This window comes from Pseudomonas sp. LBUM1657, assembly GCF_059716075.1.
The window spans coordinates 3,597,917-3,612,843 of the sequence record NZ_CP166799.1 but is presented as its reverse complement, the minus strand read 5'-3'; the positions used below and the strand labels follow the sequence as shown (position 1 = coordinate 3,612,843).

Sequence of the window (14,927 nt, the reverse complement as noted above, 5' to 3'; positions counted from 1 at the left end):
GGACATCTTTTCATCGAGTCCTGCGTGCTATGGCTTGGTGACTTACCTCACGAATGGCATTTGTCCGTGCAACCCGAAGCAATCTCCCGACATCGCGGATCATCCGCATGGGGTTCAATAGGCTTCGTTCGATGCCGAACTTCGAAGCGGCGTTTATTCCAAGGACTGGAGCGTATGAATGACCACCCATGAAGCAGATACCCAAACCGCTGTAGCGCAATCAATACCGGTGCTGGAACAGGCGGAGAACGCCGTACTGGATCCTGCAGCAAGAAAAGCCATCATCAAAGTCGCGCCTTATCCATGCATGACCTGTGGAGACAAACTGCTTTTGTCCTGGGCGGGACTGGACGCCGAAGGCGTTGCTTACAAGCATGAAATACCGCGTTTTGTCAGCGAGGGACAGGTGGACAAGGACATTGTGTTCACTGTGCCTGGCACGCATATCGAGACACTCGACGGTGGCTCGCTGGAGGTTTATTACACGCTCCATAGTGCGCAATTGCCTCACCCCGCGCAGTCCCGACGTTTACAACTTGACGTTGGTGATGTCAGTCCCGACTTGCTGCCTGCGATTGTGAACGACGCGGTGGGCAGTACGCTCGACCCCGCCAGAGCATTGGAAGGTGTACTTGTAACCATCAGGCCTTACGCCCGGATGGCAATTGGAGACAGGGTGTTACTGTCTTGGGCGGGTATTACGCCCGAGGCGAGTTTCAATGACGCGTTAAAGGTCGAGTCCTTTGCGGTGGGCGGCGAACTGTCGCTTTGGGTAAGCCCCGACTGCATTGCCCCTAATCTCGGGTCCACTGTGACCATCAGTTATTGCGTCGAACAGGACGGCCGAACACCCCGTTACTCGGAGCCTGCGCGGCTGTTGATCGGTCCACTGACACGAGGACCGCTTCTGCCTCCCACCGTACTGGAGGTCGATGAGGGCTGGTTGGATCTGCAAGACGCCATTGATGGCGTGACCATCGTGATCGATGACGCCCAGGCTGAGGAGGGCGAGTTGGTTTACCTGAAATGTGACGGGGCCAATTTCAATCACCGCGATGAGCGCGAGATATCGAGAGAAACGGCTGGCGAACCCTTGGTATTTATCGTCCCCTACAGGTTTTGGAGGGAACATCGGGATTTGAAGGTTCGGGTGGCCTATTCGGTGGAGCGTCTTGACGATGTCAGTCAGCAGTCCGAAGTGACGCTGGTGCAAATCCAATCATAGAGGAGGTAGCCACCAACCAGTCCTCGGTTCAGGACTGGTTGGCGGGTGATGGTCATGCCGGCTGTTGAAGGTTGTTCTGCGCTCGCAGGCGGTCTGCCGCCTGGCGCAACAGCTGCTCCGTTCCGGTCCAGCCCAGGCACCCGTCGGTGACCGACACGCCATAACGCAACGACGCGCTCAATGGTTGGCAGCCTTCGAAGAGGTGACTCTCGATCATCATGCCGATCAGCGATCGGTCGCCTTGAAGGCGTTGTTCAAGCACGTCATTGAATACCGCCGGCTGGCGCAGCGGGTCTTTGCCGCTGTTGGCGTGACTGCAATCGACCATGATTCGGGCCGGAATCTTCAGTTTGGTCAAATCGCTGTGCACCCGCGCGACGCTGTCGCGGTCGAAGTTCGGTCCGCTATGACCACCACGCAATACCAGGTGAGTGTCCGCATTGCCCGGGGTTTGAATGATTGCGGGGTGACCTTGGCTATCGACACCGAAATGACGATGGGGATGGGCGGCCGAGCGCATGGCGTCGCAAGCAACGCCGACGCCGCCATCGGTGCCGTTCTTGAAGCCAACGGGCATGCCCAGACCGCTGGCCATTTCCCGGTGGATCTGCGATTCGGTGGTGCGGGCGCCAATGGCCACCCAACTGAGCAGGTCGTCGAAGTAGCCGGCGGCCATCGGTTGCAGCAGTTCGGTCGCAATCGGCAATCCGAGGCGGAGCATTTCGCGCATCAGATCACGGGATAAGGTCAGGCCACCGGCCATGTCATCGCTGCCATCCAGGTGCGGATCGTAGGCCAGGCCTTTCCAGCCGACAGTGGTGCGAGGTTTTTCGACATAGGCACGCATCACCAACAGCATTTCGTCGCTGACATCAGCGGCCAGACGGGCCAGGTTGTCGGCGTATTCGAGGGCAGATTGTGGATCGTGAATCGAACAAGGGCCGACGATGATCAACAGACGGGAGTCTTCACCGTCGAGAATCGCGCGAACCGCCTGGCGGTGGGCAGCGACTTGCTGGCTCAATGCGTTGGTGAGTGGAAGTTGCTGTTTGAGTTGCAATGAGCTGGGCAGACGCAAGGTCAGCGCTTCATTGGCAGGACTCAGGGTGGACAGCGGCAAAGCAGAGACGGACGAGTTCATATTCAGGCTTCCTGGGCTGGCGGCGGGTTCGTTCCCGCGCGCTCGGCCCTACTGGGGTGTTCGACAATTGGCCGGATTGGCTGCGTGTGTGTGCTTGCCACCTGTGGGTGACCGATCGGAGGCGGCAGGCTGTCCCGAGCGGAGGCTGGTAAATCGCCAGGCGGTAAAACTGTCGTAACGGTAGTAAGTGGCGTAGTTCATGTTCGTGAATCCTCGAGTTGTCTGGTGTGTCGCTAAAAATTGATGGGGCTGAAAAACAAAACCCCCGGTCGGGAGGCCGACCGGGGGTTGAGAATTCTCTGGCGGCGACCCGTTTTAAAGTGGGCGCCGTGTGGGTATCAGGCGCGCCAGTGGCTAAACCAATACCCAAAATAAAAGCTGACCGGAGTACAAGCGTCGCTCACCCGTGCAGCCGCAACCGAGCGCAGGGCGCTGGCGGTATGAAGCTGTGAGAGGGCGTTCAACATGGTCTGTCTCCGATAAGTGAGCCGAGCTTACTAGAGGCCGGTAGCCGTATTCAATCAGAAATTGCTATCGATTACCGAGGGTGTTTTCTATTGCTTGAGTGCGTCGAAGGTTGTGACACACTCGGTGTTCCGACAAAAACAACCGTACAAGGACGACACATGACGCCACTGACCATCGCGGCCGCTCAATCAATCTCCATTGCAGGTGACCTTGCCGGCAACATTGCCTGGCATCAACGCTTCATGCAGGTGGCTGCGGAGCAGGGCGTGCAATTGTTGGTGTTTCCGGAGCTATCGCTGACGGGATACGAGCGTGGGTTGGCGGCTGAGCTGGCCATCGCGCCGGATGCCGTGGTTTTGCAGCCGCTGCGGGAGTTCGCGCGGGAGCTTGGCGTGACCACCGTCGTTGGTATGCCGATTCGTCTGTCAGACGATTCGCCAGTATTGATCGGGGCGCTGGTGTTGGGCGCCGACGGTTCACTCGGGGTCTACAGCAAGCAGCATCTGCATCCAGGCGAGGAGGTGGCGTTTGCGCCGGGAACAGGCGGTTCGACCCTGACGATAGGCGTCGACACCGTCGCGCTGGCGGTGTGTGCCGATTTCTGCCACGCCAGTCACGCGTCTGCGGCGGCGCAGCAGGGTGCTGGTCTTTATGCCGCGGGCGTACTGATCACGGAAGCCGGCTACGCTTCGGATACCGCGTTGTTGCAAGGCTACGCCAGCGCTCATTCGATGGTGGTGCTGATGGCCAACCACGGCGGTGCGACGGGTGGCTGGAATTCCGCAGGACGCAGCGCAATCTGGGCGTCGGACGGTTCGCTGATTGCAGCCGCGCCGGGTACTGGCAGCCTGATGGTCGTTGCGCGCCGTAATGCTGGCGGTTGGAAAGGGCAAATAGTAGCTGTCGAGGAGGCTTGATGGCGTTTGAATTGCGTGCGGCGACGTCTCTGGATCTGAAATTCGCTCGCGACCTGACCTGCCGCAATATGTTGCGCTACTACATTCAGTACGATCTGTTGTGGCAGGACGAAGCGTTCGATGTCGCTTGGGCGGGGCGGGAAAACCGGTTGATTGTGCGTGACGATGTGCTGCTGGGTTATTTGAGCGTAAGTCGAGACGCAAGGGCTTTGTACATCCGCGAATTACACATTCTCGAAACGTTCCAGGGACAGGGAGGCGGATCCTGGGCGATCGATCAGGTATTTGCCATGGCGTGCAAGGAACGACGCCCGGCATTGCGATTAACGGTTTTTAAAAACAACCCGGCACAAGCGTTATATAAGAGAAAGGGCCTGGTGGTGGTCGGCGAGGATGAGTGTTTCCTGAAAATGCAGCGGGATGTCGATCGGTCGTATCGCTGAAACACGCATACGGCAAGCCTTTCCAGATGAATTGAAACTTTTTATATAGCGGTTTCCGCTAGGTCTGCCAGATGCTTTTTGCTAAGGTGTCCGCAACCCAATAAGACCATATCGCGAGGTGTCTGCTTGATTAGGGTGCTAGTAGTCGATGACCATGATCTCGTTCGTACAGGCATTACACGAATGCTGGCTGACATCGATGGCCTGCAAGTAGTCGGCCAGGCTGAGTCGGGTGAAGAATCCCTGCTCAAGGCGCGTGAGTTGAAACCTGATGTGGTACTGATGGACGTCAAGATGCCCGGTATCGGCGGTCTTGAAGCCACGCGCAAACTGTTGCGCAGTCATCCGGACATCAAAGTCGTCGCGGTCACCGTGTGCGAGGAAGATCCGTTTCCGACAAGGTTGTTGCAGGCGGGTGCCGCAGGTTATCTGACCAAGGGCGCCGGACTTCCGGAAATGGTCCAGGCCATCCGCCTGGTGTTTGCCGGGCAACGTTACATCAGCCCGCAGATTGCCCAGCAACTGGCGATCAAGTCTTTCCAGCCGACCAACGATTCGCCGTTCGACGCCTTGTCCGAGCGGGAAATCCAGATCGCGCTGATGATTGTCGGCTGTCAGAAGGTCCAGATCATTTCCGACAAGTTGTGCCTGTCGCCAAAAACCGTAAACACCTACCGTTACCGTATTTTCGAGAAGCTTTCGATCAGTAGCGATGTTGAGTTGACACTGCTGGCGGTTCGTCACGGCATGGTCGATGCCAGCCTCTGAAAATGACTGACATTTTTGATCCAAGCGCCTTTCTGTCGACGGTCAGTGGGCGGCCCGGTGTGTATCGCATGTTCGACAGCGAGGCACGTCTGCTTTACGTCGGCAAGGCCAAGAACCTCAAGAGTCGCTTGTCGAGCTATTTCCGAAAGTCCGGTCTTGCGCCCAAGACAGCTGCGCTGGTGGCTCGCATCGCTCAGGTCGAAACGACGATAACGGCCAATGAAACCGAAGCGTTGCTGCTTGAGCAGACGCTGATCAAGGAATGGCGTCCGCCCTACAATATCCTGCTGCGCGACGACAAATCCTACCCCTATGTCTTTCTCTCGGATGGCCAGTTTCCACGCTTGAGCATCCATCGCGGCGCAAAGAAGGCCAAGGGCAAATATTTCGGGCCTTATCCCAGCGCCGGCGCGATTCGCGAAAGCCTGAGCCTGCTGCAAAAGACCTTTTTCGTTCGCCAGTGCGAAGACAGCTATTACAAGAACCGCACACGTCCTTGCCTGCAATACCAGATCAAACGCTGCAAGGCGCCCTGTGTCGGCCTGGTGGAGCCCGAGGTGTATGCCGAAGACGTTCGGCACTCGGTGATGTTCCTTGAAGGCCGCAGCAATGCGTTGACGGACGAGTTGTCCGCCGCAATGGAAGAGGCGGCGATCAACCTCGAGTTCGAACGTGCGGCCGAGTTGCGGGATCAGATCTCGTTGCTGCGCCGGGTCCAGGATCAGCAGAGCATGGAAGGCGGGACGGGCGATGTCGACGTGATCGCGGCTTTCGTCAATCCGGGCGGTGCCTGCGTTCACTTGATCAGCGTGCGCGGCGGACGGGTGCTAGGGAGCAAGAACTTCTTCCCGCAAGTGGGTATCGAGGAAGACGTTTCCGAAGTCATGGCTGCGTTTCTCGGCCAATACTTCATTAGCAGTCCTGAGCGCGACTTGCCGAGCGAATTGATTGTCAACGTGGTTCACGAAGACTTCCCGACCCTGATCGCGGCCATCGAAGAGCTGCGTGGTCGCGAACTGACCATCAGTCACCGGGTTCGCGGTACGCGGGCACGCTGGCAGCAACTGGCAGTTACAAATGCGGAGCAGGCGCTAGGTGCGCGACTGGCCAACCGTCAACATGTTGCGGCACGTTTCGAAGCTCTGGCAGAAGTACTCAAGCTGGACGAGCCGCCGCAACGTCTGGAGTGCTACGACATCAGTCATTCCAGTGGCGAAGCGACCGTCGCCTCCTGCGTAGTGTTTGGGCCTGAAGGCCCGATCAAGTCGGACTACCGTCGCTACAACATCGAAGGTGTTACGGCGGGTGATGACTACGCGGCGATGCACCAGGCCCTGACCCGACGCTTCAGTAAACTGAAGGACGGGGAGGGCAAGCTGCCGGACATTCTGCTGGTGGATGGCGGCAAGGGGCAGCTATCCATGGCCCGCGACGTGCTCAATGAGCTGGCCGTGCCTGACCTGATTCTGCTGGGTGTGGCCAAGGGTGCGACGCGCAAGGCCGGCTTTGAAACTTTGTATCTCAATGATGCCGCTCACGAATTCACCTTGCGTGGTGATTCCCCCGCGCTGCATTTGATCCAGCAGATACGCGACGAAGCCCACCGTTTCGCGATAACCGGACACCGCGCACGTCGTGGCAAAACGCGCCGTACGTCTACGCTTGAGGGCGTGGCTGGGGTCGGACCGACACGTCGACGCGATTTGTTGAAACATTTTGGTGGATTGCAGGAGCTATCTCGTGCCAGCATCGAAGAGATCGCCAAAGCACCCGGGATCAGTAAAAAGCTCGCAGAGTTGATTTATGCAAATCTGCACAGCGAGTAGAATGCCACCTCACCTCGTAGCCAGTTGTGCCGATGAATATCCCTAATCTGATTACCGTTCTACGCGTCCTGCTCATTCCGATCTTCATTTTACTGTTCTACCTGCCTTACCAATGGAGCTACCTGGCGTCCGCCTCGGTCTTCGCATTCGCCGCCGCCACAGACTGGTTGGATGGGTACTTGGCCCGCCGCCTGGAACAAAGCACTCCGTTCGGGGCTTTTCTCGATCCTGTTGCTGACAAGCTGATGGTCGCCGTGGCGCTGGTATTGCTGGTGCAAGAACACGGCAACCTGTGGCTCACGCTGCCAGCCGCTGTCATCATCGGTCGCGAAATTGTCGTCTCGGCGTTGCGCGAGTGGATGGCCGAACTCGGCGCCCGTGCTCACGTCGCCGTGTCGAACCTGGGTAAATGGAAAACCGCCGCGCAAATGCTGGCGCTGGTGATCTTGCTGGCCAATCCGTCGGACTTCACGTTCTGGGTGCTGGTGGGTTACGCCTTGTTGCTGGTGTCCGCCGGCCTGACATTGTGGTCAATGGTCCAGTATCTGCGGGCTGCCTGGCCGCATCTGAAGACGGATACCGAAAAGAAATAAAACTTTTTTGAATCAAAGGGTTGACGGGGCATCTGGATTCGATAGAATGCGCCACACCAAGACGCGGGAATAGCTCAGTTGGTAGAGCACGACCTTGCCAAGGTCGGGGTCGCGAGTTCGAGTCTCGTTTCCCGCTCCAAGATTCACAAAAACGCCACTCTATTTAGAGTGGCGTTTTTGTTTGCGCGTTATTTGGGTTCGGCAATGTCACAATAGTTGTTACCACGCAGGGAGAGGGACCTCGCGGCTGAGGCCGTACAAACAACATGTTCGACGTCCCATTGTGCTACATGCTCCTCGGTTCACTTCAGGATGACTCAGCGAACTGGGCTTTTGCTCTTTCGATATGTAGTCAGTGAAGGCACAATGCGCATCCTTTTTTTGGCTGGCCTTGCCGGAGGCCTCGAAATGATCAAAACGCCGTACTACCTCATCGACAAGCAAAAACTGCTGGCGAACATGCAGAAGATCGCTTATGTGCGTGAACAGTCCGGGGCCAAGGCCCTGCTGGCACTCAAGTGCTTCGCCACCTGGTCGGTGTTCGACCTGATGCAGCAATACATGGACGGCACCACGTCGTCGTCGCTCTACGAGCTCAAGCTCGGTCGACAGAAGTTCGCTGGCGAGACTCATGCCTACAGCGTGGCGTGGGCCGACGACGAAATCGAGGAGATGCTCGAGAACTGCGACAAGATCATCTTCAACTCCATCGGTCAGTTGCAGCGCTACACCGAGGCTTCAGCAGGCAAGGTGCGCGGTCTGCGGGTCAATCCGCAGGTGAGCAGCTCGGATTATCTGCTGGCTGACCCCGCGCGGCCATTCAGCCGTCTGGGCGAATGGGATCCGGTGAAGATCGAGCAGGTCATCGAGCAGGTCTCTGGCTTCATGTTCCACAACAATTGCGAGAACGGCGACTTCGACCTGTTCGACCAGATGCTGTGCACCATCGAGGAGCGATTTGGTCATCTGCTGCACAAGGTCGAGTGGGTCAGCCTCGGCGGCGGCATCCACTTCACCGGTGAAGACTACGCGCTGGACGCATTCTGCGCGCGTCTCAAGTCGTTCTCGCAAAAATACGGCGTGCAGGTCTATCTGGAGCCGGGCGAAGCCGCCATCACACAGAGCGCCTCGCTGGAAGTCACCGTGCTCGACACCCTCTACAACGGCAAGCACCTGGCGGTCGTGGACAGCTCCATCGAAGCACACATGCTTGATCTGCTGATCTATCGCCTGAATGCCAAGCTGGCGCCCAGCGAGGGCGAGCACACTTACATGGTGTGCGGCAAATCCTGCCTGGCCGGAGACATTTTCGGTGAGTATCAATTTGATCGCCCGCTGGCCATCGGGGATCGGCTGTCGTTCATCGACGCCGCGGGTTACACCATGGTCAAGAAGAACTGGTTCAACGGCCTGAAAATGCCGTCCATCGTAGTGAAACAACTCGACGGTAGTGTCGAGGTGGTTCGCGAGTTTGGTTACAACGACTACATGTCCAGCCTTTCGTAAGCTGGCAGAGAAGGAGAGTGAGATAAATTGAAGAAGAATGTACTTATCATTGGTGCAGGAGGTGTCGCCAAGGTGGTGGCCCACAAGTGCGCGCAGCACAACGATGAACTCGGTCGTATTGCTATCGCGTCGCGCAACATCTCCAAATGCCAGGCCATCATCGACAGCGTCAAGGCCAAGGGTAGCCTCAAAGTACCCGCCGACATCAAGGCCTTCTCGCTGAACGCCCTGGATGTCGAGGCGACCAAGGCGCTGATCCGCGAAACCGAATCGCAGATCGTCATCAACGTCGGTTCCGCTTTCCTCAATATGTCGGTGCTGCGTGCCTGCATCGATACCGGCGTGGCCTACCTGGACACCGCCATTCACGAAGAACCGGGCAAAATCTGCGAGACGCCGCCGTGGTATGGCAACTACGAGTGGAACCACCTCGAAGAGTGCAAAGAGAAGAACATCACCGCCATTCTCGGTGTGGGTTTCGACCCTGGTGTGGTCAACGCCTATGCGGCGCTGGCGCAGCAACAGTATTTCGACCGCATTGATTCGATCGATATTCTCGACGTCAATGCCGGCTCCCATGGCAAGTATTTCGCCACCAATTTCGACCCGGAGATCAATTTCCGCGAGTTCACCGGACAAGTGTGGAGCTGGCAGAACAGTCAGTGGACCAGCAACACGATGTTCGAAGTCAAACGCACCGACGACCTGCCGGTTGTAGGGGCGCAGAACCTTTACCTGACCGGTCACGATGAAGTGCACTCGCTGTCGAAGAACCTCGGCGTGCCCAATGTGCGTTTCTGGATGAGCTTCGGCGAGCACTACATCAATGTGTTCACCGTACTCAGGAACCTCGGCTTGCTCTCCGAGCAACCGGTCAAGACCGCCGAAGGCCTGGAAGTCGTGCCGCTGAAGGTGGTCAAGGCCGTGCTGCCTGATCCAAGCTCGCTGGCGCCCGGCTACACCGGCAAGACCTGCATTGGCGACCTGGTAAAGGGCACCAAGGATGGCCAGCCGCGCGAGGTGTTCATCTACAACGTGGCCGATCATGAGGACGCCTACGCTGAAACCGACAGCCAGGGCATTTCCTATACCGCTGGCGTGCCGCCCGTGGCCGCAGCCTTGCTGGTCGCCCGTGGCGAATGGGACGTGCAGCGTATGGTCAATGTCGAGGAGCTGCCGGCTGAGCCGTTCCTCAAGGCGCTGGATGTGATGGGCCTGCCGACCCGCATCAAGGACGAGAATGGAGACCGTCCCTGGAGTTGAGGCGCCCGGGATTCCCTAAATACAGGTGAATCTCGTTTTCCGCTCTAGATGCAAAAACGCCGCTCGTTGAGCGGCGTTTTGGTTTGTGCATCATTTGTGAGTTGGGCGAGTCGACATCGCGCGTGGATCATTAAGGATGATTACGGCGGCGAGTTTCGTTATGACGAGCGTCCCATCGACGCTCCGCGCGAGTTGGTTCATGTTTTCCGGAAAGCCATACGGATCACGGATCGTCACTGAGCGCGCCGTGAGCAAACGTGCTCGTCTCTTGTAGGTGCGTCTGAATGACTGCTTCTGGCCGATGCTTGCCCATCACGACTGGCAAGTAACATCAAGACAGTCTTCTAATCTATGCAAACCCGAGGAACGACAGGATAACCACGACAATTACAACTAGCCCGACGATGTAGATGATGTTGTTCATGAATACCACCTCTCAACCTGAATAGGATTGCGACACGAGGAAGTTACAAATACAAGGTACTGCACCTTCGTTCACAATTCCATTCGGCAGCTCCCTCCGTTCCTCATCCGGTATTTACCCTGCCAACGACATACCTGGCGCCACAGAGATGGGTTGCATGGCCCACGCTTGCCGTAAGTTTTCGACCTTTATGTGTATCAGGTTTCACGATGGCAGCCGCCAAGGCTAGCGTGCAGCGCTGCGGGTACCGGCGAATGCACTGGTGCCAAGCCAGCGCCACAGGTTTTCTGCATCCTGCACTGCGCCGTCTACACGCAGCTCTCGCGACTTAAGAACCTCCTTCGGTGTACGGTCGCCAGCCCACACCTCGGTCAATGCGCGCACGCTGGAGTCCACGACGAGCGTCAGTTCGCGTCCGGGGTCGTCGCGGCACAGGTCTGCCACGCCATGTTCGACCACGAGCCACCACGCTTGCTCGCCGGGCCGCGCGTCGCGGAAGCTGAAGTGGATGACCACCGGTCGGGACGGGAACTCCTCGATGCGCGCGAACCGGCGCACGTCCCACATGAGCAGGCCCGCATCGAGTTCGTCATCGCGAAGGCGACTGCCGATCCAGCGCGCACCCCAATGGCCGAGCGCCATGATGATGGGGCGCAATTCCTCTCCCGCTTCGGTCAGGCTGTACTCCCAGACTTTGCCGACGGCCGTGCGATGCACGACACCGATCTCTTCCAAATGGCGCAGCCGCTGGGCCAACAGTCCGGTGGACATCCGTGGTACGCCGCGGTGCAGTTCATTGAAGCGCTTACTGCCGCACAGCAGCTCGCGCACGACCAAAGGCGTCCAGCGCTCGCACAGCGCTTCGGCACCGCGCGCGACCGTGCAGAACTGACCGTAGCTATCTTCCATCGCCTGTACTCCGCAACTACAACACTTCAGATTCTGAACTAGCCCCGCGACTTCGCCACGCGCAGGCTGAAGCCTTCGAAAGCCAACTGCCAAAGGAGAACGCCATGACCAAGGTAGCCATCATTCAGCGTCCGCCCGTGCTGCTGGATCGCAGCGCGACCATCGCCCGGGCCGTGCAATCGGTCGCTGAGGCAGCGACGGCGGGCGCCTCGCTGATTGTTTTGCCCGAATCGTTCATTCCAGGTTATCCGTCGTGGATCTGGCGACTGGCGGCGGGAAGGGACGGGGCCGTGATGGGCCAGTTACACACGCGGCTGCTGGCCAACGCCGTCGATATCACCAACGGTGACATGAGCCAATTGTGCGAGGCCGCCAGGGTTCACGCCGTGACGATTGTGTGCGGCATCAATGAATGCGACCGGCGCAATGGAGGCGGCACGCTCTATAACAGCGTAGTCGTTATCGGCGCCAACGGCGCAGTGCTCAACCGACACCGCAAGCTGATGCCCACCAATCCCGAGCGAATGGTGCATGGTTTCGGTGATGCAAGCGGGCTGCGTCCGGTCGATACACCGGTCGGCCGCGTGGGCGCGCTGATCTGCTGGGAAAACTACATGCCGCTGGCGCGCTATTCTCTGTATGCCCAAGGAGTGGAAATCTACGTCGCCCCCACGTATGACACTGGCGAGGGCTGGATCAGCACGATGCGTCACATTGCACTCGAAGGCCGCTGTTGGGTTATCGGCAGTGGCACCGCGCTGCGCGGCAGCGACATTCCCGACGACTTCCCGGCTCGTATGCAACTGTTTCCCGATCCGGACGAATGGATCAACGACGGCGACTCGGTGGTGGTCAATCCTCAGGGCCGGCTCGTGGCCGGTCCATTACACCGAGAGGCAGGCATCCTGTATGCAGACATCGACGTCTCACTCGTGGCGCCAGCGCGGCGAGCGCTCGACGTCACCGGGCACTATGCGCGCCCTGACATCTTCGAATTGCAGGTACGGCGCACATCGGCGACCGCGGTGCGCTACATCGATGAGTGAAGGCAGGTAACGTTCAGGCGATCCACGCCATGTCCGGTGGCATCGCGATAATTGATCAAGGAGTCATGCCATGAGCAGTGAACGGTCTTACAAGGGCAGCTGTTTTTGCGGTGCAGTCGAGTTCACAGTCAGCGGCGAACCGGCCGCGATGGGCTATTGCCATTGCGAATCGTGTCGGCATTGGTCAGCAGGTCCGGTCAATGCCTTCACGCTGTGGAAACCCGAGGCGGTGCAAGTGACTCGGGGTGCCGACAACATCGGCACCTACAACAAGACACCGCAGAGTTCCCGTAAGTGGTGCAAGACTTGCGGCGGGCACATCTTCGCCGAACACCCGGGGATGGGGCTCATCGACGTGTATGCCGCGGTCATCCCCGATCTCGCGTATTCGCCAGACGTTCACGTCCACTATCAGGAGAGCGTGCTGCGCATCAAAGATGGATTGCCCAAGCTGAAGGATGTCCCCAAGGAGTTAGGGGGATCGGGCATCAGCGTGGACGAATAGCGCTAGCAAGGTAAGCGTCTGGCGATCCCGCATTGCTTGATTGCACCGATTGCCAGTTATGCGGAACTGCTGCCGCATGACTGGCAACTGGTTTGATTATGTAAGGTTTGTACGGGACACGGTATGGCAGCTACGAAGCTTGAAATAAGTTATCCGTGATTGTCCCCGAAAAAAGCGTCTCTACCGGTCCGATGAGAATGACAGGTCCCACGCCATCCCATTGAACCGTTACGGTTCCGCCATCACATTCCACCTCAACGCGATTGTCTAACAAGCCACGACGAATGCCATTAACAACGGCGCCGCAAGAGCAGGAACCTGAACCGAGGGGAACACCACCCCAGCGCTCCCAGATGCGCAACCGAATGTGCTTTCGGTCAATGACCTGGACGAAATGCACATTCGTCCTGAGGGGGAATAGGGGGTTGGTTTCAATTGTCGGTCCGATTGTCGCTATATCAACGGCTGTCAGATCATCCACAAAATAGGTGCAGTGCGGGTTTCCCATGCTGCAAGCTGTCGGGCTGCCAGCAAGGGGCAAAACAGCAGTATCCAGTTCCAGAGCCAGGGGAATATCCGACCAGCCGAAAAGCGGCTCCCCCATGTTGACGGAAATTGCGCCGCTTGAGGTTCGTTCACAAGTCAGAAGACCACGGTTGGTTCGGAGCGCTATCGACGTACTATTTGATTCGCGCATCAGCCTATCCGCGGCACCTCGCGTTGCGCTGCCACACACATCCAGCGTGGAGCCATCGGCATTCCAGAACATCAAGCGCGCATCAGCGTCATCGCAGTCAAGCACCACCGCGAGTTGATTGAATCCGACTCCTCGGTTCCGATCACCCAGGCGCCGAGCCAGGGTACTTGTCATTGGATTGGCCGAGTTTCGCGAGTCCACAATAACGAAGTCATCGCCATTGGCGTGCATTTTATGAAACTTCAGTGGCATGGATAGATTCCGACGACGAGACAGGTGGTGAATTGACGTTTAAAGGCGATGGAGCCGCATTCGCATAACTTTTGCAAGCGGTATGAGCGCTCAGCCGTGCGTTTGAAAATCGACCAAGGCAGTGCCATGTATCCCTGACAATCTAGAAAAACAAGTACATCTCCCGTCCTGCCATGGTGTTTGTAGTTCAACTCGTTTAACTCAATGATTGACAGTTTTTTGCTGTATGGTGAAGTCGAGAATACTTCCATGATTGGAGTTTGACGTGATTGATTTAACAACATGGAACTTGACCATTCCTGTAGGAACACCTTCCAGAGTCATTGACACCCCTCGATTGACCAGTGGTTATTCCGACCATTATTTTCGATCTGGCAGCACGCTGTTTTTCTGGTCGCCGGTATCTGGCTCTACCACCGCCAAATCAAAGTTTCCGCGCACCGAGTTACGTGAGACGTTCAAGGATGGAGAGTTACGCAACTGGACCTATCCGCAGGGCGACAGCGCACTGAAAGCCACTCTGGCTATCAATCAGATGCCTTCTTCCGGCAGGGTAGTTATCGGCCAGATCCATATTTACCAGGGAGAAGATCCGCTGCTAAAAGTTGAATACCTGTACGACACGGGTAAGAAACGTGGCGATGTCGTCGCTAAATATCGGCAAAAGCCTGGTAGCGACGACACTGCCATCATCATTGCCAGGGATATCCCTCTCAACAAGAAGTTCTCTTATGCGGTTCATTTGAGTTCCGCAGGTTACTTGCAGGTCAGTGCTGAAAACTATACTTGGGGTAATCAGTTGAGTTCGAGCTGGAAGAACAAACGGTTGTACTTCAAGGCGGGCGTCTATACCCAAGATAATATCGGTTATAACAGTGAGGGCGCCCGGGCTACGTTTTACAAGCTGGACGCCGGTCACAAAAAAAGTTAAGCCAGGATTGAAC

14 protein-coding genes and 1 tRNA gene are annotated in these 14,927 nt (G+C 57.4%); 12 read left to right on the top strand and 3 right to left on the bottom strand.

The genetic code is table 11. The features are described 5' to 3' along the window. Positions 1-178 precede the first annotated feature (178 nt). Positions 179-1,225, top strand: a complete 1,047-nt coding sequence (locus tag ACA055_RS16670) for a hypothetical protein (RefSeq protein WP_497679643.1) — start codon at positions 179-181, stop codon at positions 1,223-1,225. A 52-nt stretch (positions 1,226-1,277) separates the two neighbouring features. Here ACA055_RS16670 and ACA055_RS16665 read toward each other — a convergent pair whose 3' ends face one another. Further along, complete coding sequence (locus tag ACA055_RS16665) at positions 1,278-2,366, bottom strand: 3-deoxy-7-phosphoheptulonate synthase (protein WP_497679642.1); 1,089 nt, start codon at positions 2,364-2,366, stop codon at positions 1,278-1,280. A 626-nt stretch (positions 2,367-2,992) separates the two neighbouring features. Here ACA055_RS16665 and ACA055_RS16660 point away from each other — a divergent pair. The 8 genes from ACA055_RS16660 to ACA055_RS16625 all read left to right on the top strand — a co-directional run bounded on the left by ACA055_RS16660 (position 2,993) and on the right by ACA055_RS16625 (position 10,150). Further along, complete coding sequence (locus tag ACA055_RS16660; RefSeq protein ID WP_497679641.1) at positions 2,993-3,751, top strand: carbon-nitrogen hydrolase family protein; 759 nt, start codon at positions 2,993-2,995, stop codon at positions 3,749-3,751. Continuing rightward, positions 3,751-4,194 (top strand): GNAT family N-acetyltransferase, encoded by a 444-nt coding sequence (locus ACA055_RS16655; RefSeq protein ID WP_497679640.1) that lies wholly within the window; start codon positions 3,751-3,753, stop codon positions 4,192-4,194. Before ACA055_RS16660 ends, ACA055_RS16655 begins: the two co-directional genes overlap by 1 nt. 126 nt (positions 4,195-4,320) lie before the next feature. Continuing rightward, positions 4,321-4,962, top strand: coding sequence for a response regulator transcription factor GacA (gene gacA / locus ACA055_RS16650; protein WP_008015884.1), 642 nt, complete (start codon positions 4,321-4,323; stop codon positions 4,960-4,962). Between the two features lie 2 nt (positions 4,963-4,964). Next, complete coding sequence (gene uvrC, locus ACA055_RS16645) at positions 4,965-6,788, top strand: excinuclease ABC subunit UvrC (protein WP_497679639.1); 1,824 nt, start codon at positions 4,965-4,967, stop codon at positions 6,786-6,788. Positions 6,789-6,820: 32 nt separating this feature from the next. Then, entirely contained in the window at positions 6,821-7,381 is a 561-nt protein-coding gene (gene pgsA, locus ACA055_RS16640; RefSeq protein ID WP_497679638.1) for a CDP-diacylglycerol--glycerol-3-phosphate 3-phosphatidyltransferase, read from the top strand. Between the two features lie 63 nt (positions 7,382-7,444). Beyond that, positions 7,445-7,520: transfer RNA gene (locus ACA055_RS16635), tRNA-Gly, on the top strand. A 269-nt stretch (positions 7,521-7,789) separates the two neighbouring features. Continuing rightward, positions 7,790-8,887, top strand: coding sequence for a carboxynorspermidine decarboxylase (gene nspC / locus ACA055_RS16630; protein ID WP_497679637.1), 1,098 nt, complete (start codon positions 7,790-7,792; stop codon positions 8,885-8,887). Between the two features lie 27 nt (positions 8,888-8,914). Further along, positions 8,915-10,150 (top strand): saccharopine dehydrogenase family protein, encoded by a 1,236-nt coding sequence (locus tag ACA055_RS16625; protein ID WP_497679636.1) that lies wholly within the window; start codon positions 8,915-8,917, stop codon positions 10,148-10,150. Between the two features lie 649 nt (positions 10,151-10,799). Here the strand turns inward: ACA055_RS16625 and ACA055_RS16620 are convergent. Beyond that, on the bottom strand, positions 10,800-11,483 hold the full coding sequence (locus ACA055_RS16620; protein WP_497679635.1) for a winged helix-turn-helix transcriptional regulator: 684 nt from the start codon (positions 11,481-11,483) through the stop codon (positions 10,800-10,802). Positions 11,484-11,587: 104 nt separating this feature from the next. On the opposite strand from ACA055_RS16620, the gene ACA055_RS16615 reads away from it, so the two are divergent. Together ACA055_RS16615 and ACA055_RS16610 are read left to right on the top strand one after the other, a co-directional pair. Then, positions 11,588-12,529, top strand: coding sequence for a carbon-nitrogen hydrolase family protein (locus ACA055_RS16615; RefSeq protein WP_497679634.1), 942 nt, complete (start codon positions 11,588-11,590; stop codon positions 12,527-12,529). A 70-nt stretch (positions 12,530-12,599) separates the two neighbouring features. Then, positions 12,600-13,034, top strand: coding sequence for a GFA family protein (locus tag ACA055_RS16610; protein WP_497679633.1), 435 nt, complete (start codon positions 12,600-12,602; stop codon positions 13,032-13,034). A 130-nt stretch (positions 13,035-13,164) separates the two neighbouring features. Here the strand turns inward: ACA055_RS16610 and dapF are convergent, their stop codons facing one another. Next, positions 13,165-13,983 carry a diaminopimelate epimerase gene (dapF, locus tag ACA055_RS16605; RefSeq protein ID WP_497679632.1) on the bottom strand — a complete coding sequence of 273 codons (819 nt, stop codon included), beginning with the start codon at positions 13,981-13,983 and terminating at the stop codon, positions 13,165-13,167. Positions 13,984-14,248: 265 nt separating this feature from the next. Between dapF and ACA055_RS16600 the strand changes: the two genes are divergently transcribed. Beyond that, positions 14,249-14,914: a polysaccharide lyase family 7 protein gene (locus ACA055_RS16600; protein WP_497679631.1), complete on the top strand. Its 666-nt coding sequence runs from the start codon at positions 14,249-14,251 to the stop codon at positions 14,912-14,914. Positions 14,915-14,927: the final 13 nt, after the last annotated feature.

What these genes read in the sequence shown, in the direction of transcription:
- ACA055_RS16670 (WP_497679643.1), top strand. Translation starts at nt 179, where the DNA reads ATGACCACCCATGAAGCAGATACCCAAACCGCTGTAGCGCAATCAATA.
- pgsA (WP_497679638.1), top strand. Translation starts at nt 6,821, where the DNA reads ATGAATATCCCTAATCTGATTACCGTTCTACGCGTCCTGCTCATTCCG.
- ACA055_RS16665 (WP_497679642.1), bottom strand. Translation starts at nt 2,366, where the DNA reads ATGAACTCGTCCGTCTCTGCTTTGCCGCTGTCCACCCTGAGTCCTGCC.
- ACA055_RS16655 (WP_497679640.1), top strand. Translation starts at nt 3,751, where the DNA reads ATGGCGTTTGAATTGCGTGCGGCGACGTCTCTGGATCTGAAATTCGCT.
- uvrC (WP_497679639.1), top strand. Translation starts at nt 4,965, where the DNA reads ATGACTGACATTTTTGATCCAAGCGCCTTTCTGTCGACGGTCAGTGGG.
- ACA055_RS16615 (WP_497679634.1), top strand. Translation starts at nt 11,588, where the DNA reads ATGACCAAGGTAGCCATCATTCAGCGTCCGCCCGTGCTGCTGGATCGC.
- ACA055_RS16660 (WP_497679641.1), top strand. Translation starts at nt 2,993, where the DNA reads ATGACGCCACTGACCATCGCGGCCGCTCAATCAATCTCCATTGCAGGT.
- ACA055_RS16610 (WP_497679633.1), top strand. Translation starts at nt 12,600, where the DNA reads ATGAGCAGTGAACGGTCTTACAAGGGCAGCTGTTTTTGCGGTGCAGTC.
- ACA055_RS16620 (WP_497679635.1), bottom strand. Translation starts at nt 11,483, where the DNA reads ATGGAAGATAGCTACGGTCAGTTCTGCACGGTCGCGCGCGGTGCCGAA.
- nspC (WP_497679637.1), top strand. Translation starts at nt 7,790, where the DNA reads ATGATCAAAACGCCGTACTACCTCATCGACAAGCAAAAACTGCTGGCG.
- dapF (WP_497679632.1), bottom strand. Translation starts at nt 13,983, where the DNA reads ATGCCACTGAAGTTTCATAAAATGCACGCCAATGGCGATGACTTCGTT.